The 25,067-nt window shown below is 34.0% G+C and carries 31 protein-coding genes; 13 read left to right on the forward strand and 18 right to left on the reverse strand.

Features of this window, described 5'->3' with window-relative positions:
• The first annotated feature begins 30 nt into the window (after positions 1-30).
• The 6 genes from JNUCC83_RS06650 (at position 31) to JNUCC83_RS06675 (ending at position 5,061) form a co-directional block, all read left to right on the forward strand.
• On the forward strand, positions 31-1,179 hold the full coding sequence (locus tag JNUCC83_RS06650) for a pyridoxal phosphate-dependent aminotransferase (RefSeq protein ID WP_454459274.1): 1,149 nt from the start codon (positions 31-33) through the stop codon (positions 1,177-1,179).
• Between the two features lie 63 nt (positions 1,180-1,242).
• The gene (locus JNUCC83_RS06655; protein WP_454459275.1) at positions 1,243-1,506 is read left to right on the forward strand and encodes a hypothetical protein; all 264 of its coding nucleotides are present in this window, start codon (positions 1,243-1,245) and stop codon (positions 1,504-1,506) included.
• Between the two features lie 122 nt (positions 1,507-1,628).
• Positions 1,629-2,507 carry a cation diffusion facilitator family transporter gene (locus JNUCC83_RS06660; RefSeq protein ID WP_454459276.1) on the forward strand — a complete coding sequence of 293 codons (879 nt, stop codon included), beginning with the start codon at positions 1,629-1,631 and terminating at the stop codon, positions 2,505-2,507.
• A gap of 23 nt (positions 2,508-2,530) precedes the next feature.
• On the forward strand, positions 2,531-3,667 hold the full coding sequence (locus tag JNUCC83_RS06665) for an NAD(P)/FAD-dependent oxidoreductase (protein ID WP_454459277.1): 1,137 nt from the start codon (positions 2,531-2,533) through the stop codon (positions 3,665-3,667).
• Positions 3,668-3,670: 3 nt separating this feature from the next.
• Complete coding sequence (locus JNUCC83_RS06670) at positions 3,671-3,832, forward strand: SPJ_0845 family protein (RefSeq protein ID WP_454459278.1); 162 nt, start codon at positions 3,671-3,673, stop codon at positions 3,830-3,832.
• 84 nt (positions 3,833-3,916) lie between these two features.
• Positions 3,917-5,061 (forward strand): IS3 family transposase gene (locus JNUCC83_RS06675; RefSeq protein ID WP_454459279.1). Its coding sequence is split into 2 segments (ribosomal slippage): positions 3,917-4,199 and positions 4,199-5,061, totalling 1,146 coding nucleotides; the frame shifts between segments, so codons are not numbered across the junction.
• A gap of 53 nt (positions 5,062-5,114) precedes the next feature.
• On the opposite strand, the gene JNUCC83_RS06680 is transcribed toward JNUCC83_RS06675, so the two are convergent.
• Both JNUCC83_RS06680 and JNUCC83_RS06685 read right to left on the reverse strand, forming a co-directional pair.
• Positions 5,115-5,396 (reverse strand): glycine cleavage system H family protein, encoded by a 282-nt coding sequence (locus JNUCC83_RS06680; RefSeq protein ID WP_454459280.1) that lies wholly within the window; start codon positions 5,394-5,396, stop codon positions 5,115-5,117.
• Between the two features lie 16 nt (positions 5,397-5,412).
• A complete protein-coding gene (locus tag JNUCC83_RS06685; RefSeq protein ID WP_454459281.1) occupies positions 5,413-5,769 on the reverse strand; it encodes an arsenate reductase family protein in 357 nt (118 codons plus the stop codon).
• Positions 5,770-5,929: 160 nt separating this feature from the next.
• Here JNUCC83_RS06685 and JNUCC83_RS06690 point away from each other — a divergent pair, with 160 nt between their 5' ends.
• Positions 5,930-6,592 (forward strand): metal-dependent transcriptional regulator, encoded by a 663-nt coding sequence (locus tag JNUCC83_RS06690; RefSeq protein ID WP_454459282.1) that lies wholly within the window; start codon positions 5,930-5,932, stop codon positions 6,590-6,592.
• Positions 6,593-6,616: 24 nt separating this feature from the next.
• On the opposite strand, the gene JNUCC83_RS06695 is transcribed toward JNUCC83_RS06690, so the two are convergent.
• From JNUCC83_RS06695 to obgE, 5 genes are all read right to left on the reverse strand, one after another.
• Positions 6,617-7,804: an FtsW/RodA/SpoVE family cell cycle protein gene (locus tag JNUCC83_RS06695; RefSeq protein WP_454459283.1), complete on the reverse strand. Its 1,188-nt coding sequence runs from the start codon at positions 7,802-7,804 to the stop codon at positions 6,617-6,619.
• 3 nt (positions 7,805-7,807) lie between these two features.
• Positions 7,808-8,233, reverse strand: a complete 426-nt coding sequence (locus tag JNUCC83_RS06700) for a lipopolysaccharide assembly protein LapA domain-containing protein (protein WP_454459284.1) — start codon at positions 8,231-8,233, stop codon at positions 7,808-7,810.
• Positions 8,234-8,247: 14 nt separating this feature from the next.
• On the reverse strand, positions 8,248-9,045 hold the full coding sequence (locus JNUCC83_RS06705) for an SDR family NAD(P)-dependent oxidoreductase (protein WP_454459285.1): 798 nt from the start codon (positions 9,043-9,045) through the stop codon (positions 8,248-8,250).
• 11 nt (positions 9,046-9,056) lie between these two features.
• A complete protein-coding gene (rnz, locus tag JNUCC83_RS06710; protein WP_454459286.1) occupies positions 9,057-9,986 on the reverse strand; it encodes a ribonuclease Z in 930 nt (309 codons plus the stop codon).
• Positions 9,987-10,099: 113 nt separating this feature from the next.
• The gene (obgE, locus tag JNUCC83_RS06715) at positions 10,100-11,416 is read right to left on the reverse strand and encodes a GTPase ObgE (RefSeq protein WP_454459287.1); all 1,317 of its coding nucleotides are present in this window, start codon (positions 11,414-11,416) and stop codon (positions 10,100-10,102) included.
• 282 nt (positions 11,417-11,698) lie between these two features.
• On the opposite strand from obgE, the gene JNUCC83_RS06720 reads away from it, so the two are divergent.
• A complete protein-coding gene (locus JNUCC83_RS06720) occupies positions 11,699-12,451 on the forward strand; it encodes a peptidylprolyl isomerase (RefSeq protein ID WP_454459288.1) in 753 nt (250 codons plus the stop codon).
• Between the two features lie 48 nt (positions 12,452-12,499).
• Here the strand turns inward: JNUCC83_RS06720 and JNUCC83_RS06725 are convergent, their stop codons facing one another.
• Positions 12,500-13,033: a hypothetical protein gene (locus JNUCC83_RS06725; protein WP_454459289.1), complete on the reverse strand. Its 534-nt coding sequence runs from the start codon at positions 13,031-13,033 to the stop codon at positions 12,500-12,502.
• A 222-nt stretch (positions 13,034-13,255) separates the two neighbouring features.
• On the opposite strand from JNUCC83_RS06725, the gene mvk reads away from it, so the two are divergent.
• From mvk to fni, 4 genes are read left to right on the forward strand one after another with little or no spacing between them, the layout of a single operon-like run.
• Positions 13,256-14,203, forward strand: coding sequence for a mevalonate kinase (gene mvk, locus JNUCC83_RS06730; RefSeq protein ID WP_454459290.1), 948 nt, complete (start codon positions 13,256-13,258; stop codon positions 14,201-14,203).
• Entirely contained in the window at positions 14,200-15,198 is a 999-nt protein-coding gene (gene mvaD, locus JNUCC83_RS06735) for a diphosphomevalonate decarboxylase (protein WP_454459291.1), read from the forward strand. The genes mvk and mvaD overlap by 4 nt, the downstream gene beginning before the upstream one ends.
• Before the next feature lie 13 nt (positions 15,199-15,211).
• Positions 15,212-16,321, forward strand: a complete 1,110-nt coding sequence (locus JNUCC83_RS06740) for a phosphomevalonate kinase (RefSeq protein ID WP_454459292.1) — start codon at positions 15,212-15,214, stop codon at positions 16,319-16,321.
• 2 nt (positions 16,322-16,323) lie between these two features.
• Positions 16,324-17,373: a type 2 isopentenyl-diphosphate Delta-isomerase gene (gene fni / locus JNUCC83_RS06745; protein WP_454459293.1), complete on the forward strand. Its 1,050-nt coding sequence runs from the start codon at positions 16,324-16,326 to the stop codon at positions 17,371-17,373.
• Between the two features lie 24 nt (positions 17,374-17,397).
• Here fni and JNUCC83_RS06750 read toward each other — a convergent pair whose 3' ends face one another.
• The 9 genes from JNUCC83_RS06750 to JNUCC83_RS06790 all read right to left on the reverse strand — a co-directional run bounded on the left by JNUCC83_RS06750 (position 17,398) and on the right by JNUCC83_RS06790 (position 23,298).
• A complete protein-coding gene (locus tag JNUCC83_RS06750; protein ID WP_454459294.1) occupies positions 17,398-17,733 on the reverse strand; it encodes a DsrE family protein in 336 nt (111 codons plus the stop codon).
• A complete protein-coding gene (locus tag JNUCC83_RS06755; protein WP_454459295.1) occupies positions 17,730-18,923 on the reverse strand; it encodes a nucleotidyltransferase in 1,194 nt (397 codons plus the stop codon). The genes JNUCC83_RS06750 and JNUCC83_RS06755 overlap by 4 nt, the downstream gene beginning before the upstream one ends.
• A gap of 61 nt (positions 18,924-18,984) precedes the next feature.
• On the reverse strand, positions 18,985-19,725 hold the full coding sequence (locus JNUCC83_RS06760; protein ID WP_454459296.1) for a class I SAM-dependent DNA methyltransferase: 741 nt from the start codon (positions 19,723-19,725) through the stop codon (positions 18,985-18,987).
• Positions 19,725-20,066 (reverse strand): ribosome silencing factor, encoded by a 342-nt coding sequence (gene rsfS / locus JNUCC83_RS06765; RefSeq protein ID WP_454461339.1) that lies wholly within the window; start codon positions 20,064-20,066, stop codon positions 19,725-19,727. The genes JNUCC83_RS06760 and rsfS overlap by 1 nt, the downstream gene beginning before the upstream one ends.
• Before the next feature lie 27 nt (positions 20,067-20,093).
• Positions 20,094-20,693, reverse strand: coding sequence for a bis(5'-nucleosyl)-tetraphosphatase (symmetrical) YqeK (gene yqeK, locus JNUCC83_RS06770; RefSeq protein ID WP_454459297.1), 600 nt, complete (start codon positions 20,691-20,693; stop codon positions 20,094-20,096).
• A complete protein-coding gene (locus JNUCC83_RS06775) occupies positions 20,683-21,321 on the reverse strand; it encodes a nicotinate-nucleotide adenylyltransferase (RefSeq protein ID WP_454459298.1) in 639 nt (212 codons plus the stop codon). Before JNUCC83_RS06775 ends, yqeK begins: the two co-directional genes overlap by 11 nt.
• Before the next feature lie 11 nt (positions 21,322-21,332).
• On the reverse strand, positions 21,333-21,644 hold the full coding sequence (gene yhbY / locus JNUCC83_RS06780; protein ID WP_454459299.1) for a ribosome assembly RNA-binding protein YhbY: 312 nt from the start codon (positions 21,642-21,644) through the stop codon (positions 21,333-21,335).
• Positions 21,645-21,665: 21 nt separating this feature from the next.
• On the reverse strand, positions 21,666-22,775 hold the full coding sequence (yqeH, locus tag JNUCC83_RS06785) for a ribosome biogenesis GTPase YqeH (RefSeq protein ID WP_454459300.1): 1,110 nt from the start codon (positions 22,773-22,775) through the stop codon (positions 21,666-21,668).
• A complete protein-coding gene (locus JNUCC83_RS06790) occupies positions 22,768-23,298 on the reverse strand; it encodes a YqeG family HAD IIIA-type phosphatase (protein WP_454459301.1) in 531 nt (176 codons plus the stop codon). The genes yqeH and JNUCC83_RS06790 overlap by 8 nt, the downstream gene beginning before the upstream one ends.
• A 170-nt stretch (positions 23,299-23,468) precedes the next feature.
• Here JNUCC83_RS06790 and JNUCC83_RS06795 point away from each other — a divergent pair, with 170 nt between their 5' ends.
• Positions 23,469-23,765, forward strand: a complete 297-nt coding sequence (locus JNUCC83_RS06795; RefSeq protein WP_454459302.1) for a bacteriocin immunity family protein — start codon at positions 23,469-23,471, stop codon at positions 23,763-23,765.
• A 42-nt stretch (positions 23,766-23,807) separates the two neighbouring features.
• On the opposite strand, the gene purD is transcribed toward JNUCC83_RS06795, so the two are convergent.
• A complete protein-coding gene (purD, locus tag JNUCC83_RS06800) occupies positions 23,808-25,061 on the reverse strand; it encodes a phosphoribosylamine--glycine ligase (protein ID WP_454459303.1) in 1,254 nt (417 codons plus the stop codon).
• Positions 25,062-25,067: the final 6 nt, after the last annotated feature.

Consider the following 25,067-nt stretch of genomic DNA (forward strand, 5'->3'; position numbering starts at 1 on the left):
TTTGACTTTTTATTATTAAGGAGGAGACGAATGAATAAAGATAAGTTAAAAACATATTACCAGGTACCTAATGAAAACTTGTTAATGGAGTTTACAGATTTAGCAAGCAAAACCCCTAATCTAATAAATCTTTCTATTGGTGATCCTGACATTACAACCCCTAAAGAAATCATAGACGCTGCGTTTAAGGACGTTTTAAATGGTCATACTCACTATACAGCATCTGACGGGAGTGATGATTTTTTAACAAGTGTTAGAAATTTTTATAAAGATCGCTATGGCTTATCCTTTGAAAAAAATCAAATCAGAGCAACAGTTGGTGCCTTGCAGGGAATGTATCTCACTCTTCAAGTCTTATTAAATGAAGGAGATGAGGTCATTATACATGAACCGTATTTTTCTCCTTATAAAACACAAGTTATTGAGGCCGGTGGTACGCCCGTTATTATTCCGACCTATGAAAAAGATGGCTTTCAAATTGATCCTCTAATTTTAGAGCAAGCAGTGACAAAAAATACAAAAGCAATTATCATAAATTCACCAAATAATCCTACAGGTGCTGTTTTTTCTAAAGAAACATTGACTGACATTGCAATGATTGCCAAAAAAAATAATCTATTTATTTTAGCAGATGAAGTATATGAGGCGTTTACTTTTGATAGTGAGTTTACACCAATGGCTTCTCTTGCACCAGATAATACCATTACATTTAGTAGTTTTTCTAAAACATTTGCAATGACTGGTTGGCGAATTGGCTATATGATTGCTCCAAAGTATGTCAATGATGCTTGCCACTTATTATCAGAAGATGTGACCTACTCTGCTCCAACACCTTCTCAAAGAGCTGGGATTTACGCTTTGGATAATTATGAAGCCGTATCTAAAGATGTCATCGCACTGTTTAAAACGCGACTTGAGTATATCCAAAAAAGAGTGGATGATATTCCATTTCTAAGTTTACATGCCTTAAAGGGAAGCATCTATACCTTTATCAATATCAACCAAACAGGATTAAATTCAATTGACTTTTCAAAAAAACTTTTAAAAGAAAAACAAATACTAGTTATTCCTGGGGAAGCATTTGGCAAAAGTGGTACAGACTTTATTAGACTAGCTGCCACACAAGATATTCCTGTTCTAAAAGAAGCATTTGATCGAATCGAGAAATTGACATTTTAAAGCATATCTATTAATGTTCTTGTATCTATTTTTATGATACACTACCTTAAAGGAGAGATGATTATGCCAAGAAAACATTCACTTATTGAATTAAAAAACCGCGTTCTTTCATCAGATATGTATATTACAGAGGGAAAAATTGTCATTATTTATAATAACTCCGAACGTTTTGTTTATGATGACATCGAATTTTTTGAATTAGTTTATAGTGGAAATGATTTATACCTAAACTTTTCAAAAAAAGGAACGGATGAATCATATGATGATCACATTAACCTAACAACTGTACACAATATTAATGGAGTTTTAATTAACCCTGCTGCCTAGTCCCAATGAATTTTGGGGCTTTTTATTTTATTTTTTAGGTTACCTTAATATTTTTTTCTATCTTTTCTAAATACAGGTTTGTCTGATATACTTGCATTCGTATTATTTAAGGAGTGAGTTTATTGACAAAGAGGATTAACGAAATAAAACAAGCTGAAAAAGGGGCAGTTATTAGTATATTTGCTTATATATTTTTAGCTGTCATCAAACTAGCAGCTGGTTACTATGGTCAATCGCAAGCCTTATCAGCTGATGGGTTAAATAACTTTACTGATATGATTGCTTCTATTGCTGTATTAATTGGACTAAAAGTATCACGAAAACCGGCTGATAATGAGCATCGTTACGGGCATTGGAAAGCCGAAAATGTTGCTTCATTATTAACTTCTTTAATTATGTTTGCCGTTGGTGTTCAAGTTGTGATGGATGGCATACGTTCTATTATTGATAAACAAATGGAACACCCTAGTCAATTAGCTGCTTACGTTGGACTTTTTTCAGCGGCTGTCATGTATATCGTGTATCTTATCAATAAAAAAATTGCTGAAAAAAATAATAGTCAAGCTCTTCATGCTGTGGCAAAAGATAATTTTAGTGATATGCTAACAAGTATTGGAACGTCTGTTGCTGTGTTTGCTGCTTCTTTTAAACTAGGATGGCTAGACACGTTAACAGCAATTGTTATCGGTTGTATTATTTTGAAAACAGCTTTTGAAATTTTTAAAGAAAGTACATTTTACCTATCAGATGGTTTTGATAAAGATTTGTTAGCTTTGTATAAAGATGATATTCTTAATATGGATGGTGTTATGGACGTTGTTAGCATTAGAGCTCGTAGTCTTGGAGCAAATGTTTTTCTAGATGTTGTGGTATCTATGAATCCTAACTTAACAGTAGAAAAAAGCCATACTCTTGTTGATAATCTTGAAAATCAATTAAAAGAAAAATATGATATCTTTGATATTGATGTTCACGTTGAGCCATTCTATCCAAGTAGTTAATAAAAAAATAAGGATATGATTGTATGTCAAATAAAAGAACCATTGGAATTATAGGTGGTGGCATAGTTGGTGCAACATCCGCCTTTTATCTATCAGACGATTCATCTATTGATCTGACACTGTTTGATGATGGCCACGGACAAGCTAGTTCAGCCGCTGCTGGGATTATTTCTCCTTGGCTATCACAAAGAAGAAACAAAGAATGGTATTATTTAGCTAGAGAAGGTGCTCGTTTTTATAATCAATACATAGCTGATTTATCTAAATATATAGACACTCAGAGCATTTACCAAAAAACTGGCACTATATTATATAAAAAAAACCAAAAGTTGTTAGATAAACTAGAAAAAATCGCCTATGATCGATTAATAGATGCACCAGAAATTGGTGAGATATCCCGTTTAACTTCTCAAGAAATAAATAATAGATGGCCCTTTATCTCGTCTCAAAGTGATGCACTGTTTATCACGGGTGGGGCAAAAAATGATGGCGCCAATTTGATTAAAGGAATTCATCGTTTATTACATGAAAAAAATCAGTTAAAAAAAGAAAATGTTCAAAAGATTAGCTATCAAGATAATCAGTGGTTGGTACATACATCAAATCACGTTTTTACTTTTGACTCATTAATTCTAGCAGTTGGGGCTTGGTTACCAAATTTACTGGAGCCTCTTAATTATACTGTCGACATAAGGCCTCAAAAGGGGCAACTATTAGAAATACAATCTAATCTAGAAACGTCTGATTTACCTGTTATCATGCCTGTTGGTGAGTCTGACATTATTCCATTTCATGATGGAAACATTCTGCTTGGAGCAACTCATGAAAATGATAAGGGATTCGATTTAACACCTGATCCAACACTTTTAAATCAATTAAAAGATGTTGCTAGTGAAACAATTGTATCCATTTCAACTTATGAGAGTAAACATAATCGCGTTGGAACAAGAGCATATACTTCAGACTTCCTTCCCTTTTTTGGTGAGGTAAATGGATTAAAAAATCTATTTGTTGCTAGTGGATTAGGATCTTCTGGGTTGACAACCGGACCAATAATTGGTAAAACAATGGTAGATTGGCTTCACAATAAAGAGACGAAATTTGAAGAATACAAACACCTGCCCAATCACTATATTGTACCAAAAATAATGGAGGAATGACTCATGGGATTAACGTTTAAGCGAAAAGATTCACTAGAAAAAATGTTTGAAGAATTTGCCATTGAACCGAAAGAAGATAAAAAAGATAAACCTGAATCAGAAAAGACAACTATTAACTTTTCTGTCAGTGACCAGACAGAATCAAATAAAAAAAATCCACAATAAGGAACTGACCCCAAAAGATGAGACAAATATAAAAACACCCCTGTTGAATTCATGTAAAATGAATTTAACGGAGGTGTATTTTTTATGGTTAAAAGGATTGCTTATCCAGTAGAAGTAAAAGAAGAAGCTATAAAAATGAAACTTGAAGGTAAAACAACATCAGAAATTATGAATAAACTCAACATTCGGAATAAAACTCAGGTGAAAACATGGTGGAAATGGTATAGAAATGGAGAATCTTATCGATTCTCTCAAGGTGTGGGAAAACAATATACTTATGGAAAAGGTAATGAACACTTTTCACCTTTAGAAGTTCTAGAAAGAGAAAACAAGTACTTGAAACAGGAAATTGATGTTTTAAAAAAATACAAGGAGTTGGAAAGGATGTGGAAAAAGAAGTATTCATAAATTTAGTTGATTCTTATAAAGGAAAACTATCTATAACATGGTTATGTCACTATTTTGGGATAGCTAGAAGTACTTACTATCGTTGGTCTAAGAAAGAATATGTTGCCGATAATCGAATTAAAATGATTGAGCAGCTGTGTAAAGAAAACAAGTTCACTTATGGTTATCGAAAAATCACTTTTTTACTTCGTAAAAAGATAAAAGTGAATCATAAAGTTGTTCAGCGTATTATGCAAAAATATGGATGGAGTTGTCAGGTGAAAATAAAGAAAGAAAAACGTCCTGGTTCTATTTATTTTAAAACTACTAATGTAATTGATAGAGACTTTAGTTCAAGTAAGCCACTAGAAAAACTAACAACAGACATCACTTATCTTGATTATGGTCCTAAAAGACTCTATCTTTCTAGCATTATGGATTTGTTTAATGGAGAAATACTTTCTTATACAATAAGTGAAAAACAGGACATATCTTGTGTTTTAGACACACTAAATAAATTACCTAAACTTCCAGATAAATGTATACTTCATTCGGATCAAGGTTCTGTGTATACTTCATATGCTTATTATCACGCAACAAAAGAAAAGAGCATTACCAGAAGTATGTCCCGAAAAGGGACTCCTGCAGATAATGCTCCAATAGAATCGTTTCATTCCATCCTAAAGTCTGAAACGTTCTCATTACACCCAGAGCTTGGAAGCTCTACAATTAGTGTAATTGAAACTGTACAAAATTTCATCAACTATTATAATAAAGAAAGAATTCAACAAAAATACGACTACTTATCTCCAGTTGACTATCGGAAAAAAGTAATCGCATAGGTGTTTTTATTACTGTCTCATTTTAGGGGTTCAGTCCCTAATTGTGGATTTTTTTATTTAACAATATATAACCAAGAACCTTGTTCGTCAAGAATTTTTGGATTTTTTTCAGCTTCTTCGTTGATTGCTACAACTTTACCAGCTACTGGTGAGTCATATTCAACTACTGCTTTTTCAGCTTCCAATTCAACCACAGGATCTCCAACGTTTAAATCCTTACCTACTTTTGGTAACATCGCAAAAGTAATGCTTCCTAAGTCATCTTGGGCCGTTGCAGTTAGTCCAACTTTTTTACCTTCTTCAACTTCTTTAACCCATAAATTTTTTTCTGACATACCAACACATCCTTATTTAGTTTAACAATAATTCTTCGTATTCGGCTTCTTTAAACCCTAACAGTACTTTCCCATCAACTTCTAATATAGGACGTTTAATTAGCATACCATCAGCAGTTAATCGAGTTGCTGCTTCATCTTTAGAAAAATCATTCACAATATCTTTTAATTTTTGTTCTCTATATCTTACACCACTTGTGTTAAAAAAACGACGAATTGGATAATCATTTGTTTCCATCCATGTCATCAATTGTTCTTTAGTAGGTGGTGTTTCAATCATATCTATTAACTTATATTCAATATTGTGCTCGTCTAACCAAGCAATTGCTTTTTTACATGTTGAGCACTTTGGGTACCAATAAAAAGTTGTCATTTTCTCACCTTCGCTTCTCTTACTTAATATATCTATAGTATATCATATCAATTATTAAAAAAAAGGATTCATTTTTTCTTTTTACTGATATATTATCCCATTTTATGATAGAATATATTAGTTAATATATTTTAGCGATATTTTTGTAGGAGGGACAAGCATGTCAAGATCTTCCAATAAAGAAGACTATTTAAAAGCAATTTATGAAAATAATGGAATTGACGAATTTGTTTCAAACAAGACACTCTCCCAACATCTCCATGTATCCCCTGCATCTGTCAGTGAAATGGTAGAAAAATTGCAGAAAGATGGGTTGATTGAGTATAAACCATATACTGGTGCAAAACTAACTTTAGACGGCTTAAATCAAACGATTGTTATCATTAGAAACCACCGTATCATCGAAACATTTCTTTATGACAAATTAGGCTATTCCTTATATGACTTACACCACTTATCTGAAGAATTAGAGCATGTAAAAGACTCTGTTTTTTTTGATAGATTATATGACTATCTAGGTAACCCAACAAATTGTCCCCATGGTGGAATTATCCCAACTGAAGCACATTACCGCGAGCAAGCGATTATCCCTTTAACTGAATTTAACATTGGTGACATGCCTATTATTGGTCGAGTAATGGATGATGTTTCTGTTTTAACGTATCTTGATACCATTAACTTATCCATTGGAGACACCATTACAATTATTGATATAGATGATTTTAATGAATTAATTATTTTTGAAATTAATAAAGATGGTTCTAAACACCATATCAGCCATAAACAAGCACAGATTATTTTCTCAAGTACTGAAAAAAAGTAAAAAAACAGCAGATATAGCAATAAGCTATATTCGCTGTTTTTTTACTTTTTTAGTAGAATAATGGTACCGCATATTCATCACCAATCCTACCCCTATCATACTACTCACCAAAGCTGAACCTCCTTGACTGATAAATGGTAATGGAATACCAGTTAAAGGAAGTAATCCAATATTTGCTCCAATATTTTCAAACACATGAAATAAAATTAACATAACGACACCCGCCGTGACATATGAAAAAAACACATTTTTTGTCTCAAAACAAGCATTGATTAGGCGATAAATCAGAAGAAGATACATGAGTATGACAAATACACTTCCGATAAAACCAAAATTTTCTGCAATGACTGAAAAAATCATATCTGATGATCTCACAGGTACATGCACATCAGACACATTAAATCCTTTTCCGAAAAAACCACCTGTCGCTATAGCTAAAAGTGCTTGAACTTGTTGATAAGACTGACCTGTTGGATCAAAAAACGGGTCTAACCATGCGTCAATACGAGCAAATTGATAGGATTTAAATCCGAGTTTGTATAAAATTTGTCTACCATTTTCAGTAGTGACTAAAAATATTAAGGTCGTACCTATTACAGCAAATCCCCCGACAACCGACAAAATAATTTTCCAAGATATACCTGACACTAAAAAAACGCCACCTAATATAGCTAAAAATACCAGCATGGTCCCAAAATCATTCTGTAAATTTAACAATATTGCAATGGGTAAAGTCACTAGTATCATCTTACCAATTAACAAACCATCTGTTTTTAAATCACGTACTTTATGCTCTTGATTATGTCGGGTTACAACGTATGCTAACATTAAAATATATAAAATTTTTACTAATTCAGCTGGTTGAAACGTCAATGAGCCTATGCGAAACCAATTTTTCGACCCCGTTTCAATTGCCAGAGCTGCATCATAAAAAAACAATAGAGCAATCATGAGAATGATACCAAATCCATAAGCATATGGTGTGAGTCGCCAGATAATATCTGGCTTTATGACCATTGTCACATACAAAGCAGAGGCTCCTATGGCATACCATAATACTTGTTGTAACATTTTTTTTATAGCATCAGCCGAAGAATATTCTCCACTAATTGCAACATACATCGACATTAACCCTATAATACTGAGAAAAAAAACGGGAAGCAAAATACGATAGTCAATGAGGTGATACTCTCTTTTTTCTGAACGTAACATAGGCTACCCCTTTATCGTGTCATCTGAGCTACCATCTTCAGATGTTGTCCGTGTGTCGGATGTATTACTCATCATTTGACTTACTAACTTATGGCGAAGATCTGAAATTTCAAGTTCACTCTCTTTTAATTTTTGCTCAAGGGTTGTTATCTCTTGTGAAGATGTTTCATCCACAGGTGTTGATTTCAAGTCAGAAATTTGTTGATTTAGCTCTTTGATTGCACGATTTTTTTTCCAAATAGTACTAATTGTCCCAATTAACGCAATAATAGCACCGATAATAACAGAACCAATAATAATTAAGACTAGTGGCACACGTTGTTTAGTAAACATAAAATTAATTGTAATTGGTTGTGCATTGATTACAGCAAATAACACAACAACAAATAATAGTAATAGTATAACAATTGTTTTAGTCGTATTTTTCATAATTATCTCACTCCCTATTTTTTATTAAACAGTCCTCCTGCTAAAAAATCCCCTAACTTTGGGAACAGCGTATAACCAATACTTCCTAACTCCATCATCCACGGTGTGTTAATTTCTCTTTTAGATGTTCCAAAATGATTCACTACCGTTTTAGCTAGTTTTTCTGGCTCTGTTACAAACGCAGACACTTTGTCTAAATAATCACCAGTTGGATCAGCCGTATCAAAAAAAGACGTTCTCATTGGCCCTGGATTGACAGTTAAAACATGTATACCAAAAGGTTTTAATTCTAACCTAAGAGCATTAGAAAAACCAAGTACCGCAAATTTTGTTGCCGCATAAACACTAGAGTTTGGTGTGGCCATTTTTCCTGCTTGTGACGCGATGGTTACAATGTGTCCAGATGTCGCATCAATCATTCGTAAAGCTATTTTTTGTGTTAGTGTCATCAACCCTAACACATTCACTGAAAACATCAACTCAATTTCCTCTTTAGATGTCTCAACAAATGGTTTAAATATCCCCACACCTGCATTATTTACTAATATATCAACTGTTATATTTTCTTTTTCTAAAAAATGTATCAAATCCTCAACACTTTGATAATCACTAATATCAAGTGATTTAATCATCACTCTTCCACTTGTCATTTGTTGTGCTACTGTTTGTACACGTCTTAGTTGTTCCATATTTCTAGCACATAAAATTAAAGTTGCATTTTTTTTAGCTGATTCGTAGGCTATCTGTTCACCTAATCCACCAGATGCTCCAGTAATTAAGACTGTTTTTGTTTTTAAGTTTTTTTTCAACATATTATCCTCCTTTACTTGATTAAAGGAATATCAAACACATCAAAATCTTTCACTATGGTTGATTGCCTAAAAACACTTTGTGCTTCATTTTGAAGTTCAAGTGCCTGTCTTCCAAGATAACGAGCACTAATGTGTGTTAAGTATAAATTTTTTACATTCGATTTTTTAGCAACAGTCGCTGCCTGTAGACTTGTCGAATGATAATAATTACGTGCCAATTTACCTTCTGAAGCACTAAAGGTACTCTCATGCACTAGAACATCAGCGTTTTGAGCTAAAGTGTAACAATTTGCATGTGTTCTTGTATCTCCTAATATCGTAACGATGCGGCCTTTAATATCTGGCCCTAAATAATCTCGACCGTTAATGACTCTTCCATCTTCCAAAGTGATTACTTCACCGTCTTTAATACGTTTATAAATTGGTCCAGGCATAATATTTTGTTCTTTTAATTTTTGAACATCTAATTCTCCTGCATAGTCTTTTTCAACTACACGATACCCGAAACATTCTATCCTATGATCTAAATAATCACAGTAAACACTAAATGTCTTATCATCAAAAATAAGACCCGGCTTGTCGATTTCGATAAATTTAATTGGGTATTTTAAATGAGTATCAGAAATTTTAAGACATAACTCAATATAGGCTTTTACACCTTTTGGACCATAAATTTCAAGTTGCTCTGTTCCTCCTTGAAACGAACGACTGCCAATTAAACCCGGAAGTCCAAATATATGATCTCCATGCAAATGAGTAATAAATATTTTAGCAATTTTTCGAGGTCTAATGGTTGTATTTAAAATTTGCTGTTGAGTTCCTTCCCCACAGTCAAATAACCATACTTCATTTCTTTCATCTAATAATTTTAAAGCAATGCTTGTCACATTGCGCTGCTTGGCAGGTACTCCTGCACCTGTTCCTAAAAATTGTAATTCCATTTTTCCCCTGCTTTTCTTTTCATTCTTTTTCACTATACTATTGTATCAATTTTTAAAGAGTATCGCACCTTTAAAACAAAAAAATGAGAAAGAATCTCTCTTTCTCACTTCCTTTAATCAACAAATTCAAACTCAAAATCTTTGATTCGTACAATATCCCCATCTTTTGCGCCCATGGTTCTAAGTGTCTCATCGATCCCCATTCCACGAAGTTGTCGCGCAAATTTCATTGTACTTTCTTCTCTATCAAAGTTAGTCATGACAAAGAGTTTTTCTAGTTTATCACCAGACAATACCCATGTGGCATCATCATCACGCGACACACTAAATTCTGGTTCGTCTTCTTTAAATGTATAATTTACAACGTCATCTTCTTCCTCATCTTCAAAAGATAGCGGAAACTCTGGCGTTACTTCTAATAAATCTGCTGTGGCATTTAATAATGGAGCCACACCTTGTTGTGTCACACCTGATATTGGAAATATTTTTATATCATCTTCCCATTCATCTGTTTTTAATTCAGCCAGTTTTTCTTTAAAAATTGCTAAATTTTCTTGAGCATCAGGCATATCCATTTTATTTGCAACGATTAATTGAGGGCGTTCCATCAAACGTAGATCATAAGATTCCAATTCTTTATTGATAAGTAAGTAATCTTCAAAAGGATCTCGGCCTTCCATTCCACTCATATCTACCACATGTAAAATAACACGAGTTCTTTCGATGTGACGTAAAAACTGTGTACCTAGTCCAACACCTTCTGATGCCCCTTCAATTAACCCTGGCAAGTCTGCCATAACAAAACTACGACCATCACTTGTTGTCACCATTCCAAGATTAGGAACAATCGTTGTGAAATGATAAGCGCCAATTTTAGGTCTAGCTTTAGAAACAATTGATAATAACGTTGATTTTCCGACTGAAGGAAATCCAACTAAACCGACATCCGCCAAAACTTTTAATTCCAATTCTAATTTTCTTTCTTGTCCTGGTTCACCATTTTCAGAAATTTCAGGTGCAGGATTTCGAGGTGTGGCAAAACGAATATTTCCTCGGCCACCACGACCACCTTTAGCAACTAAAAGGGTTTGTCCTTTGACAAGTAAATCACCTAAAATTTTCCCTGTCTCAACGTCTCTTACAACAGTCCCCGGAGGAACACTGACATAAGTATCTTCAGCACCTCTACCATGCATTCCTTTACTCATACCATGCTCACCTGGAGTTGCTTTAAAGTGACGGTTATATCTAAAATCCATTAAGGTACGTAATCCTTCATCTACAACAAATATAATACTTCCACCACGACCACCATCTCCACCTGCTGGTCCTCCATCTGGAACATATTTTTCTCTTCTAAAAGCCACCATGCCGTCTCCGCCATTACCAGCCTTTACGTCAATTGTTACTTGATCTAAAAACATGGACATGTGAGTCCACCTCTTTTCTATTAAAATCTCTTTTCTATTGTATCTGTTCACTTTTTGTTTGTCCATAAAGTTATCATGCTATTAACTTTATTTTAACTTATCAAAGTGATTTACCATTACTTAGGATATAGTCTTTTATTCGTCAACGCAACAAAAACATAATAATAACAAAAATTTATTTTAAATTTTAAGTTTAATCCCCTTTTTCTATTTGGCAAGAGTTTTAAAGTCTGTTACTATAATAAAGAGTTTACAAACTATTATTTTATGGAGGCTTTATTAATGAAAAAACATAAATGGTTACTTGCATCAACAGCTTTAGTGCTGTCTTTAGCACTGTTTACAGCATGTGGCAATGAATCATCAAAAAGTAAAAGTAGTTCATCAAGTACAAAAACAGAGCAATCAAGCACATCAACCTCTGAATCAGTAGACATCAATTCTTTAGAGTTGCCACAACTTTCAACTGAAGTAGCAAAAGATGAAGATTTAGTTGAAATGGTGACAACAGAAGGATCAATCAAAATTAAACTATTCCCTAAAATCGCACCTAAAGCTGTGGAAAATTTCATGACACATGCTAAAGACGGTTATTATGATGGTTTACTCTTCCACAGAGTTATTAATGACTTCATGATTCAAGGTGGTGATCCTGAAGGAAATGGAACTGGTGGAACAAGTATTTGGGATAAACCATTTGAAGATGAATTTTCAAACCAACTTTATAACATAAGAGGAGCCTTATCAATGGCTAATTCTGGTGCTAATACAAATGGTAGCCAATTTTTCATCGTGCAAAATAGCGATGATATGTCTGATGGTTTACTTGCTGAAGATGTCCCAGCTAAAATTATCGATGCATACAAAAAAGGTGGTTCTCCTCATTTAGATGGTAAACACACTGTTTTTGGGCAAGTTATTGAAGGCATGGATGTCGTTGATAAAATCGCAAAAGCAGAGACTGGTGAAAATGATAAACCTAAAAAAGATATTAAAATTGAAAAAATTAACATTTTACAAGAAGCAACTGAATAAAACTAAAAACTTTCTACTAAAGATTAACTCTTTAGATAGAAAGTTTTTTTACGATTTATTTAAAAAATAAGTATCTGATATAGAGGTAGCAATCGAAAAAATAATAATTATTCCGTTAAATTGTAGATCAAATGATTGGTTCAATAAACTAATAAGACCAATTAAAATAACCGAATAAGCAATAACATTTATACTAAAAAGTACAAATTTGGGTAGATTAGGCCATTTGTTGTGTAACCACGGAATTAATAGAGAGTCTTTCATTTTTTTCTGTCTAGAATAACTAATCGCCATTGTAAGAAAAACAGAGACTATGAGTGTGATTATCCCTACAAGAACATAACTACTCATATCAACCATGCCAGAATCTAGTGAAAATATAATAAATTCAGAAATATACATAATAATAAAGACAATTCTTAAATCAACTTGTTTTAATAAAGTGAACACAACAAGCAATATTAAAGTAATCATGGATACTAAAATTGGGATGATATCCTCAACATTATTTATCCCTACGTAAAGTGCCATTAATAATATAGTTCCTATAAATAGACATGAATCAATGATTTTTTTATTCATACCATTATACCTCCCTTTTAAACAGATTATATCTTTTTAATATTTACTTGTCTATTTATAACACGACATATACTTTATTTTTGTCTGTTAACTATTTTTTTATAAAAAGAATATAAGAATTTATAAAATATTAACGAGTTTTAGTTGTCCTATTGTACTTTATTGTATTATGCTTAAAGAGATTCATTTTTATGAAACGTGATAAATTAAAGGAGTTTATACATGTTACCAAAACAACAAGGAATTGGACAATCACATGGAAAAATTATCTTACTGGGCGAGCATGCAGTTGTTTATAATTATCCATCGATTGCTATACCTTTTCCTAAAACATCCATTAAGACAATTGTAAAAAAAGCAAATAACCATCAAACCATATCATGTGATTTTTATTCAGGTGTAATAGCAGAAATGCCTGAACTATTAGATAGTTTAAAAGAAGCGATTCGATTGAGTTTAAAAACACTTCACTATGAAAACTATCCATTATCTATTGAAATAAATAGCTCCATACCTGCTGAAAGAGGAATGGGCTCTAGTGCAGCAGTTGCTGTAGCGACTATACGCGCGATTTATGATTATTTCAATACAACTTTATCTCAAAAAGAATTACTTGAGTTAGTCAATACATCTGAGAAGATTGCTCATGGTAACCCTAGTGGTCTGGATGCTCTTATGACAAGTACTTTAACTCCCTATTATTTCATTAAAGGAGAAAAGGAAATTCCTTTAAACATGGTGTTAGATGCCTATTTAGTTGTCGCTGATACCGGGCAGACAGGACAAACAAGAGAAGCAGTCGAGAGTATTAGTCAAAAGCTACAACAAAAAAATTCATTGCATTATCAACTTCTAATTGATTCTTTAGGTGAATTACCCAAAAAAGGGAGAGTAGCTTTAGAAACAAACAATGCTGAACAACTTGGAAAATATATGACTCAAGCTCATAACATGCTAAAAGAGCTTGGTGTATCATGTAAGTCTCTAGATACTTTGGTCGACACTGCCCTTTGTTACCATGCACTAGGTGCCAAATTAACTGGTGGCGGTCGTGGCGGATGTATGATAGCATTAGCAACGGATAAAAAATCAGCTCATGCTATTGCCAATGCACTAGAACAAAATGGCGCAAGGCAAACATGGGTATATGAAATGAGTGAACATTTATGAAACAAATCGGTAGATGTCGTGCTCACACGAATATTGCCTTAATTAAATATTGGGGAAAAAGAAATGACGAACTTTTTTTACCTATGAATAGTAGCCTATCTTTGACACTTGATGCTTTTTATACAGATACGTCAGTAACAATAGATACTGACCTCAAAGAAGATGAATTTTATTTAAATGGCATAAAACAAGATGAAAAAGAAACAACAAAAATTAGTCGCTTTTTAAATTTATTTCGTCAAGTAGCTAAAGATTATACTTTTGCTAAAGTCGAAAGTTATAACCATGTGCCAACAGCCGCAGGTTTAGCTTCTTCTGCATCAGCTTTTGCTGCACTGGCTGGAGCCACAAATACTGCTTTAAAACTTAATTTAGACAGACAAGTCCTCTCAACTTTTGCCCGTCAAGGAAGCGGAAGTTCCACACGTAGCATATATGGTGGTCTAGTAGAATGGAATATGGGAAAAGATGATTTATCACAGACCAGTCACGCTATAGAAATTGATGATGCTTCATGGGATATTGGAATGATTGTCATCGCAATTAATAAACAACAAAAAAAATTATCTAGTCGCATTGGTATGAAGTTAACCGTTGAAACATCTCCTTTCTATCCTGTATGGGTTGCAGAAGCCCAAAAAGATTTAATAGCGATTAAAGAAGCTATTAAAGCAAAAGATTTCGTGACATTAGGGGAGATTACTGAATCAAACGGGATGAAAATGCACGCAACGATGCTTGGAGCTACTCCTCCTATTTCTTACTGGGAACCTGACAGTGTTAAAGCAATTAATAAAGTTAAAGAAATTCGTAACAATGGTATTCCATGTTATGTTACAATGGACGCTGGACCAAATGTAAAGGTATTATGTAGGCAATCACAGATGTCGGACATATTAAATAAGTTAAAAGAAAGTTTTACAAATGATCAGTTGATTTGTTCTAAAGTGGGAGAGGGCATTAAAGAATTAACTGATGAAGAATGGAGTTATTAAAGGGGAGATTTTTTTGATTAAAGCAAGTGCACCAGGAAAATTATACATTGCCGGTGAATATGCTGTTTTAGAACCTGGAAACCCTGCGTTGATTGTTGCACTAGATCAATTCATTACTGTAACGCTCAAACAAGCAGATAAACAAGGAAGTATTTGTTCGTCATACTCAAACGGTATTTCAATTCCTTGGACAAGAAAAAACGGGAAATTTTATATGGATGAGAGAGACAATCCTTTTTCTTATATTGCAAGTTCTGTTACCATTGTCGAATCTTATTTAAAAGAGTTAGGTTTACCATTAAAGTATTTTGATTTAACAATCGAAAGTGAATTAGATAATAAAGATGGTCGTAAATATGGGCTTGGCTCAAGTGGGGCTGTGACGATTGCGACAATTAAAGCAATCTTACAATTTTATCATATTAATTACGATGCTGAACTTTTATATAAATTAGCCGCTATCACTCACCTTTCACTACACAGCAACGGGTCTTTTGGGGATCTAGCTGCTAGTTCATTTGAAGGATGGGTTGCTTATTCATGCTTTGAAAAAGATTGGGTTTTGGATCGTTTAGCAGATAAAACTCTGCCATTAGCTGAATTATTAAAAGAAAAGTGGCCTAAACTGATGATTGAGCCTCTTGAAGCGCCGACTAATTTAGATTTATATATTGGTTGGACTGGTACGCCTGCATCAACAACTCTTCTAGTTGACACAATGAATGACGAGCAACACGAAATGAATGGCTTTTATCGTGATTTTTTAGAAAAAAGTGCAGAGTGTGTCACTGATTTAATTGAAGCATTCAAGCAAGGAGATATTGATAAATTTCAAGAAGGCATCCGTTTAAATCGTTCACTTTTAACCTCTCTAGCTAAAAAAAGTGGGGTTGACATAGAAACCGATGCGTTGCTAAACCTATGCCAAAGTGCCGAAACTTTTGGTGGAGCCGCTAAATCTTCTGGTGCTGGCGGTGGTGATTGTGGTATTGTTCTCTTCAAACAAGAAGATGATGCCTCGTCTATGTTAGATAAATGGGAACAACATGGCATCACCAATCTCCCGTTAAAAGTCTATCGTACACCAAATGCAAACCATCAACCAATCAAGATGGAGGCATAATCATGACTAGCTCTTGGAATAGAAAAGATCAACATATTCATTACGCTGAAATGTCGTATCATGCACCTAAATCAAACGGTTTAGATGGTGTTCGCTTTGTACATCGTTCTCTGTCAGAAATAGCTGTGGCGGATGTCTCTTTGAAGACGAATTTAGACACACTTCAATTGGATACACCCTTTTTTATCAATGCGATGACTGGTGGTAGTGATAAGGCAACAATCATTAATAAAAATTTAGCGACAGTCGCTAAAGAAACTGGACTTGCTATGGCTGTGGGATCTATCAGTATTGCACTCAGTGACTCTTCTTTAAGCGAATCTTTTAAAATTGTACGAAAAACTTATCCTAATGGCACCTTATTCGCTAATTTAGGAGCACATCATTCTGTGGAAAATGCTAAACGTGCTGTTGATTTAATAGAAGCTAATGCTCTGCAACTTCATCTAAATACACCTCAAGAATTAGTCATGCCTGAAGGGGATCGAGACTTTTCTAATTGGTTAAAAAACATCGAAAGTATTGTTAAATCATCAGAAGTTCCTGTTATCATCAAAGAGGTCGGATTTGGTATGTCACAAGAAACCATTCAACAATTAATAGATGTCGGTGTAACCCTGATTGATGTGGCTGGCAAAGGCGGTACAAACTTTATTGAAATTGAAAATGAGCGTCGGGATTTAAAAGAGTATTCTTATCTGTACGACTGGGGTCAATCTACAGCGGAATCTCTATTAGAAGCACGTCTCTTTTTACCCAAAGCAACATTTATCGCTTCTGGTGGCATAAAAACACCACTTGATATGCTAAAAAGTTTTGGATTAGGAGCATCTGCTATTGGTTTGTCAGGCGAATTTCTTCATTTGATTCTAACCAAAGGAACGGATGAAACCATCAAACACATTTCACGGTTTAAAGACGAACTGACTCACTTAATGGTATTGATTGGTGCCAAATCGATTGACTCGATTAAAGACAAACCATTCGTATTAAGTCCCGAATTAATCAATTGGTGCAATCAAAGACAAATCCCTATAAACAAAAAAGTGTAGTATGGATAGAGTAAATCATCCATACTACACTTTTATATAGGCATATCCCATTTGTTGTCGTTCAACCAGTCTGTAAACTCCTGATTGAACAACTGATATATTAGTCAGAAAGTCTTGTGAATTTATTTGTTGATTCGTCATTGCTTTTTGACAACTTGAAAAAGTAACAACATTCTCTAATGTTATCTCCTCAATTTTTTTACATATAGTCTCATTAAGATACCCTTTAATAGCTGGTCCGTTTGCTACGACTTCAATAGATTCATACCCTTTTTCTCCACATACTTCTACAAAATTTCTGACATTTGCTAAACATATCCCCCACATTTCTTCATCATGAATGTGAAAAACTACTTTCATACGATCCCTCCTCTTATATAAATAGGTGATTGGTAATAATCTTGCTCCACTTGATTGGTGTCATTAACTAATTGATAAATTTTTCCAGCTCGAATATCTAATGATAATTGCGATCCATTTTTTTGATCAACTTTAGTAATAATCGGTAACTTTGTATGATTTTTTTCTTGATTTAAAAACTGACGACCTTTTTCATTAAATCCTAATACCCTAATATAGGGATTATCCCAAACTTCATGTACCTCACGTTCTATCACATTTAGTAACAAATAGGTTGCTAAGCGTTGTAGTCTAGTCCATGTATATCGCTTTGTTTTAACCATAGATAAAAACTCTGACATACTGTTTGCCGTTTGGACTTTTTCTTTTAAGCGATGTTCTAGTCCTTCACCTAATTGATAGGTATTTGATATATCATGAGTCGAATGACTTAATAGGTGATATTTAAATAACAGCCAATAATCATCCCAAGAGCTTAATTTTAAGCTAGTTAGTTGTTCTATTGTCTGTTTTGGTACTGTATGATAAATGCTTGTCATGTCACCTTTCAACACTTTTTCCCTAATACCAGTTGCGCTAGAAAATTCTTGCATCAAAATATTTTTTTCATGGTATCCAGAACCTTTACGATTAATCGCCACTATGTCCATTGGATGTGTGTATTTGGCATTTTCTTTTGCATATGCCATTCCTAAAATATGATTAGGTGATGAAAAATCTAGTGGAACATTAGGTAATATTTCACGATAAATTTGTGTCATCTGTTGTGGATAGCTCTGACCGTTATTCTTAATTTCTTGATAGCATTTATTTATCAATGACTCATTTTCAATATATTCTTTACCAAACTGATTATAATTTATTTCTTCTACTGAATCAGTCCCAAAGCATATAGTGCCTACATTCAAACTTTGTAATAATTTTATACCACCTTTAGCAAAGTAATCTGCCGACTGAACAGCATAAGCAAAAGGCAACTCTATCACTAAATCTGCCCCGTTTTGTAACGCAGTGTTTGCTCTATGCCATTTATCAATAATTGCTGGTTCGCCTCGTTGCAAAAAATTCCCACTCATCACTGCAATCAAAACATCTGCCTTTGATTTCTTTTTAGCCTCTTCTAAATGATACTTATGACCATTATGAAAAGGATTATACTCAACGATGACTCCACAACTTTTTAACTTCATCGTGTATTTCCCCTCTCATCCTATTAAAAAAGCTCAGAGAATTAGTCTCCAAGCTTTCCTTTTATTTTTTACAAATAAAGAACCAACGTTTAGATTCATCGAGTGGTTCATCATCTGTAAAATCAGCACATACCATCACATCTCTAAATCCAGCTTTAGTAAGCAGTGTTTTATAAGTGTCAATGGTGTACGTTCTTTCTTCATGCAGTTCATCGTATCGCTTAAACAACTCTTCTTGGCCTTTTTCTTTCACAAAAAAGGTCAGAAAATGCTCCACACTAAAAGGGACTTCTCCAGGATAACTTTCCCATAAAAATGCAAAATCATCCGTCTGATAGTGATAGCTATATTCTGCAAATTCTTCTTCGATTTTATAAATTGAGTGAACATCAAATAAAAATATCCCCTCATCTTTAAGAGTTGAATACACCTCTTTAAATACTGTAGAAACGGCATTTTCATCTGGCATATAACACAATGAATCAGAATAACAAGTCACCACATCATACTGAGCCCTTTTTTTTAGATTCAGCATATCTCCAACTTCAAAAGATAATAAGTCATCATCCTCTGTGGTTCGTTCTTTTGCCAATTCTATCATTTGTTCTGATAAATCCAACCCTGTCACTTTATGCCCAAGATTTGCTAATTCAACAGATAAAATTCCCGTACCACAAGCTAATTCTAATATAGTTTGTGACGTATTTCCGATATGACGAGTGGTGAAGTCAAGCCAGTCTTCATAAACTGATTCATCCATGACCTCATCATATATTTTGGCAAATGTTTTGTAGATAGTCATTAACTAACTACCAAATGATCAAGATTAACAAGTGGTGCATCAGACCATAATTTCTCTAAATTATAAAATTCTCTCTCTTCCCCATAGAAAACATGAACAATGACATCACCTAAATCAATTAAAATCCAACGAGCAGACTCTTTTCCTTCAACACGTCTTACATCAACGTTATGCTTGTATGCTTCATCAATGATTTCTTTTGCAATAGCTAACACTTGCTTGTCACTATTCCCATGACAAATCACGAAATAGTCCGCTAATAAAGAGACGTTTGATACATTTAATCCAACGATATTCTCTGCACGTTTGTCATCTGCTGCTTTTACTACTAATTCTAAAATCTGTTCACTATTAATAATGAATCCCTCCTAATTACTTACAACCCAATAATTGTATGTTTCTAACGTTTTTGGGTAAATCTTTTTTTTACTTTTTAACAAATAATTTAATGTGTGATAGGTTTCATAAGCTACCGCTTCATCTAAGTTTTTATCAGCGATTTCGCGAGCTTCTTCAACACCAGGAAAATCACGACCATCTTCAATATAATCTGCAACATAAATCACTTTAGATAGTTCACTCATCTCTTTTGCCCCAGTAGTATGAATTGTAATGGCATCAAGAATTTCTGGATCTATAATCCCAAGTTCTGTTTTTACTAGATAAGCTCCTAAGATACCGTGCCATATAGCATTGCCATATTCTATTAGTTCTAGAGAAAAACCTTCAGATTGAATGCATGCAATCATCTCTTCGTCTGGTCTTTCTTTAGCATAGTCGTGTGTCAAGGCTGCAATACTCGCTTTCTCTTTTGAAACATGATGTTTCTCCGCTAACTCTAATGCTTTTTTTTCCACACGTAACACATGTTGAAATCGTTTGTCTGACATTTGCTCCGCTACTTTTTCTAGTAACTCATCGCGTGTTAAATCAGTATATTTTTTACTATAAACTAACTCAGTTGTCATTTCTATACAAGTCCTTTTTATGTATATAGTCTCTCACTCTATCTGGTACTAGATAATTAATTGGACAGCCTCGTTGAATGTTTTGACGAATCATCGATGAACTAATATCCATTCTAGGCGAATCTACCCAAATCAGTGGATATTTAGACGTTTCTGAATACCCACTTCTTTTGATGGCAACAAATTGAATCATGTTTACTAGTTCATCAATTTTATACCATTTGGGCAAGTAATCAACCATATCTCCACCTATAACAAAATAATAATCCGTATTTGGATTTTTTGCAATCAAAGACTCCATTGTATCATAAGTGTAACTTTTCCCTTGTCGATAAACTTCCGCCAACTCGACTTTTAAATACGAACTTGACTCGACAGAAAGCTCCAACATCTTCACTCGGTCCCGTGCATCAATCACTGTTTTTTTATCAATATGAGGTGGTTGGTAAGTTGGCATTAGGTAAAACTCATCTAACCCAAGTTGACCATAAACTTGATCAGCCATCACTAAATGGCCGATATGCACTGGATTAAATCCGCCACCCAAAATACCTACTCTTTTCCGAGGTTTTTTTGCAACGTCTAACGTCTCTTGTACGATGGTTTGATTGTCCACATGAGTTGTCATAAGTAAAACTCCTATACTTTTCTTACAAGTGGTGATATTTTTTGATATTTTTCTTTAGAAGATGGTCGATACAACACGATAATGCGCCCAATAATTTGAACAGCCGAGCAACCAAGTTCTTCTTCCATACGCCATGCAACGTCTTGAATATCTTCATCAGTGTTTTGTAACAAGGTTATTTTAATCAATTCTCTTTTTTCTAAAATGTCATCCACTTGATCATACACTGTATCAGTCAATCCATTCTTTCCAATTTGTACAATCGGATCTAAATGATGCGCCTGACTTCTTAAAAATCTCTTTTGTTTTCCACGTAATTCCATATATGTTTTAATCCTTCTTTCTTAAATCAACGCTTTTCTTATCACAACATCTACACCTTTTGGCGCCCATCCAGCAACCACGCATGGCTTTGGAATAGTCACCCATCCAAGACCCGCAAATACTAAATCTGTTTTTTCTTTGACCGAAAACTCAAAACGAACGAGATCTGGAAAATCTGCTACTTCATCTTCACGTGGTGGTTGCAGTAATCCACCAACATGTTTGACATAAAAATCACTAGCTGTAGCAAGTTTAGTACGATGAAGAACTAGTTCATTTGACACATAGGCAATAAATCCCATTTTGTCACCTTGAATCACATCAAAACGAGCCAGTCCACCTAAAAAGAGCGTTTGACCATCACTTAATTGGTAAACTTTTGGCTTAATTTCTTTAGTTGGCGATACTAAACGTAAATCTTTTTTCCCTAAATAATGAGCCATCTGATGACGATGAATAATTCCTGGTGTATCAATTAAACAACTACCATCTTCAAATGGAATTTCAATTAAATCAAGTGTTGTTCCAGGAAACTGAGACGTCGTAATCACATTATCGACCCCAGCTGATTGTCTAATAATTTCATTAATCAATGTTGATTTTCCAACGTTTGTCACTCCGACAATGTATACATCACGACCTTCGCGATATTTATCAATCAACTCTAGCAACTCACTGATATCTTGTTTACGTTTTGCACTTGTTAATGTCACATCAACTGGACGTAAACCAGCCTCATGCGCACGCTCTTTCATCCATTGAATAAGACGTGGTTTCTTAAGAGATTTTGGTAAAATATCTGCTTTATTTCCAACTAATAAAACCGGATTATCACCGGCAAAACGATGCAATCCTGGTATCAAACTACCATTAAAATCAAAAATATCAACCACATTAACAATTAGTGCATCAGTATCTCCTATTTTATTTAATAATGCTAGGAAATCGACATCTGTTAAATCGACATCTTGAATCTCATTATAGTGTCTTAAACGGAAACATCGTTGACAATATAACTCACCTGACTCCATTCCTTTATCAAGTGCTGATTGTGGCGTGTAGCCAATTTTGTTGGGTTCGTTTGTTTGTATCGTTGAGCCACACCCTATACATTTTAATTCTTCAGCCATTTAATGATGTCCTCCACTTCATATCTGGATGTTTTTTTAATAAATGAGCCATGATTTTCTTCTCCATTGCTCTATTAATTCGGGTATTCCATGCATCTGTTTCAACAATCGGTTTAACTAAAATAGTTCGGATGCCCGCACTATTTGCCCCTTTAATATCAGTCATCAGCTGATCACCAATCATAACTAAATTTTTACTAGGCAAATTATAACGTTTTTCAACCTCTTTAAATCCCTTAGATAAAGGCTTCATTGCACGAGATACATAATCAAGACCTAATGATTCAACTGCTCGCTCTATACGAGAAGCTTTATTGTTAGAAACTACTATCACTGGAATATTTGCCTCTTTCATACTCTGAATCCACGCTAACAATTCGGGTGTACCATCAGGATTATTCCAAGCAATCAATGTATTGTCTAAATCAGTCAATACAGCGTCAATTCCTTTAGATTTTAACTGGACAGGAGTAATATTATAAATTTTATCAATCATCCATGTTGGTTTGTATTGGTTAAACATATCTTCTTCCTTTCAAAAAAAATAGAGGCTCTGAGGCACTCTATGTCATTAGTTATTATACGCTATTTTATAACTTTTTTCATCAAAAAGATATAATTTGAAGTTTACAGAAAAAAAGACTAAACTATAGAAAATTAAGACGAATTTCTAAAGATAAGGAGTCCTCGTTAATGCCTAATAAAAAAACTAATGAACAGTTACTTTCTTTAATCAATCAGCTATTAACTGAAAACATCCCTTCTAACGAAAGTAGCATTCTGATTAAAACAAAGCATGAACTTGAAAAACAACGCTACTTACCAAAAATCATTTCTGAGTTGAAACAGGATTTAACGCCTTTAGCTGCAACTGGAAAACTATCAAAAGAAACAGGGAAATTTTACCTAGCTATAACAAATTATCCGTTTAGTAATAACAATCTTGGTGGGGGATTAATAAGTGCTTTTGGAAATAACCTAAAGGGGTAAAAAAACAAGTAGCCAATTCTTTGTGCGAATTGACTGCTTGTTTTATTTCCCAATATCTTTTCTATAATAAAACTCTTCAAGTCGTTGTTTAGAAAGCCAACTATAAACATTTTCTCGCGCTTCTTCTAAAGTTTCTCCACTACTTTCTACCATAAAAACCCGCCCACCATTTGACACAAGATGGTTATCTTTTTTATCGACTCCTGCAAAAAATAAGTTTACAGTATTATTTTCTAGTTGAATATCTAAGTTCTTACCTTTATCATATGCCCCAGGATAGCCTTTTGCTGAGACAACGACACCTAAATCAAATCCTCTATTTTTCCAAGAAACATCAATTTCCTTATTATCAAAAATTGCTTCAATGACTTCAACTAAATCCGTCTCTAATCTTTCTAATAAAACTTGGGTCTCTGGGTCACCAAACCGGGCATTATATTCGATTACTTTAGGACCATCCTTAGTTAAAATCAGTCCCGTATAAAGGATGCCTTGAAATAAACGTTCTTCTTTTTTCATTGCTTCAACAGTTGGGTACACAATATTTTTTAATGCTTCTTGGTACACGTCTTCATTGACATAAGGAACAGGACTATAAACACCCATTCCTCCAGTATTTGGCCCCTTATCTCCATCAAAAATTGCTTTGTGATCTTTAGCTACTACCATAGGATACACAACGTTTTTTCCAACAAAAGATAATAAAGAAAATTCTTTACCCACTAAAAACTCTTCAATAACGATTTTAGGACAAACACTGCCAAATACATTGTTTAATAAATTATCTTCAACTGCTTGCTTAGCATCATCAAATGCTTCAGCAATAACTACCCCTTTACCTGCTGCAAGACCATCTGCTTTTATGACAATTGGGAAATCTTGTGTTGATAAATAGTCAATCGCTTTTTTATAGTCTGTAAACGTTTGATAAGCGGCTGTAGGGATGTTATATTTCATCATCAATTGTTTTGAAAAATCTTTTGACCCTTCAATAATAGCCGCTCGTTGAGTTGGACCAAATGCTTTGATGTTATTTTCTTCCAACAAATCGACTAACCCTTCAATTAATGGAACTTCTGGACCAACAAATACCCAGTTAATATGATGCTTTTGACAAAAATCAACGATAAATTCTTGATCATTTTCAGATGCATTAACCAGTTTTATACCATCATACTCCATACCAGCATTTCCTGGTAAACAATAGACTGTCTCAACTAACGGACTTTTTAATAGCTTCTTACTTATCGCGTGTTCTCTACCACCACTACCAATCACTAGTAATTGTCTTTTCATCACATT

It is taken from the genome of Vagococcus sp. JNUCC 83 (genome assembly GCF_053667615.1).

What these genes read in the sequence shown, in the direction of transcription:
- JNUCC83_RS06720 (WP_454459288.1), top strand. Translation starts at nt 11,699, where the DNA reads ATGAAAAAACATAAATGGTTACTTGCATCAACAGCTTTAGTGCTGTCT.
- JNUCC83_RS06680 (WP_454459280.1), bottom strand. Translation starts at nt 5,396, where the DNA reads ATGTCAGAAAAAAATTTATGGGTTAAAGAAGTTGAAGAAGGTAAAAAA.
- yqeH (WP_454459300.1), bottom strand. Translation starts at nt 22,775, where the DNA reads ATGGCTGAAGAATTAAAATGTATAGGGTGTGGCTCAACGATACAAACA.
- JNUCC83_RS06795 (WP_454459302.1), top strand. Translation starts at nt 23,469, where the DNA reads ATGCCTAATAAAAAAACTAATGAACAGTTACTTTCTTTAATCAATCAG.
- JNUCC83_RS06750 (WP_454459294.1), bottom strand. Translation starts at nt 17,733, where the DNA reads ATGAAAGTAGTTTTTCACATTCATGATGAAGAAATGTGGGGGATATGT.
- JNUCC83_RS06670 (WP_454459278.1), top strand. Translation starts at nt 3,671, where the DNA reads ATGGGATTAACGTTTAAGCGAAAAGATTCACTAGAAAAAATGTTTGAA.
- obgE (WP_454459287.1), bottom strand. Translation starts at nt 11,416, where the DNA reads ATGTCCATGTTTTTAGATCAAGTAACAATTGACGTAAAGGCTGGTAAT.
- JNUCC83_RS06700 (WP_454459284.1), bottom strand. Translation starts at nt 8,233, where the DNA reads ATGAAAAATACGACTAAAACAATTGTTATACTATTACTATTATTTGTT.
- yhbY (WP_454459299.1), bottom strand. Translation starts at nt 21,644, where the DNA reads ATGGAATTACGTGGAAAACAAAAGAGATTTTTAAGAAGTCAGGCGCAT.
- JNUCC83_RS06695 (WP_454459283.1), bottom strand. Translation starts at nt 7,804, where the DNA reads ATGTTACGTTCAGAAAAAAGAGAGTATCACCTCATTGACTATCGTATT.
- mvk (WP_454459290.1), top strand. Translation starts at nt 13,256, where the DNA reads ATGTTACCAAAACAACAAGGAATTGGACAATCACATGGAAAAATTATC.
- JNUCC83_RS06755 (WP_454459295.1), bottom strand. Translation starts at nt 18,923, where the DNA reads ATGAAGTTAAAAAGTTGTGGAGTCATCGTTGAGTATAATCCTTTTCAT.
- JNUCC83_RS06705 (WP_454459285.1), bottom strand. Translation starts at nt 9,045, where the DNA reads ATGTTGAAAAAAAACTTAAAAACAAAAACAGTCTTAATTACTGGAGCA.
- JNUCC83_RS06790 (WP_454459301.1), bottom strand. Translation starts at nt 23,298, where the DNA reads ATGTTTAACCAATACAAACCAACATGGATGATTGATAAAATTTATAAT.
- mvaD (WP_454459291.1), top strand. Translation starts at nt 14,200, where the DNA reads ATGAAACAAATCGGTAGATGTCGTGCTCACACGAATATTGCCTTAATT.
- JNUCC83_RS06650 (WP_454459274.1), top strand. Translation starts at nt 31, where the DNA reads ATGAATAAAGATAAGTTAAAAACATATTACCAGGTACCTAATGAAAAC.
- yqeK (WP_454459297.1), bottom strand. Translation starts at nt 20,693, where the DNA reads ATGACAACTGAGTTAGTTTATAGTAAAAAATATACTGATTTAACACGC.
- JNUCC83_RS06665 (WP_454459277.1), top strand. Translation starts at nt 2,531, where the DNA reads ATGTCAAATAAAAGAACCATTGGAATTATAGGTGGTGGCATAGTTGGT.
- JNUCC83_RS06685 (WP_454459281.1), bottom strand. Translation starts at nt 5,769, where the DNA reads ATGACAACTTTTTATTGGTACCCAAAGTGCTCAACATGTAAAAAAGCA.
- rnz (WP_454459286.1), bottom strand. Translation starts at nt 9,986, where the DNA reads ATGGAATTACAATTTTTAGGAACAGGTGCAGGAGTACCTGCCAAGCAG.
- JNUCC83_RS06760 (WP_454459296.1), bottom strand. Translation starts at nt 19,725, where the DNA reads ATGACTATCTACAAAACATTTGCCAAAATATATGATGAGGTCATGGAT.
- JNUCC83_RS06725 (WP_454459289.1), bottom strand. Translation starts at nt 13,033, where the DNA reads ATGAATAAAAAAATCATTGATTCATGTCTATTTATAGGAACTATATTA.
- JNUCC83_RS06775 (WP_454459298.1), bottom strand. Translation starts at nt 21,321, where the DNA reads ATGACAACTCATGTGGACAATCAAACCATCGTACAAGAGACGTTAGAC.
- fni (WP_454459293.1), top strand. Translation starts at nt 16,324, where the DNA reads ATGACTAGCTCTTGGAATAGAAAAGATCAACATATTCATTACGCTGAA.
- JNUCC83_RS06690 (WP_454459282.1), top strand. Translation starts at nt 5,930, where the DNA reads ATGTCAAGATCTTCCAATAAAGAAGACTATTTAAAAGCAATTTATGAA.
- JNUCC83_RS06655 (WP_454459275.1), top strand. Translation starts at nt 1,243, where the DNA reads ATGCCAAGAAAACATTCACTTATTGAATTAAAAAACCGCGTTCTTTCA.
- purD (WP_454459303.1), bottom strand. Translation starts at nt 25,061, where the DNA reads ATGAAAAGACAATTACTAGTGATTGGTAGTGGTGGTAGAGAACACGCG.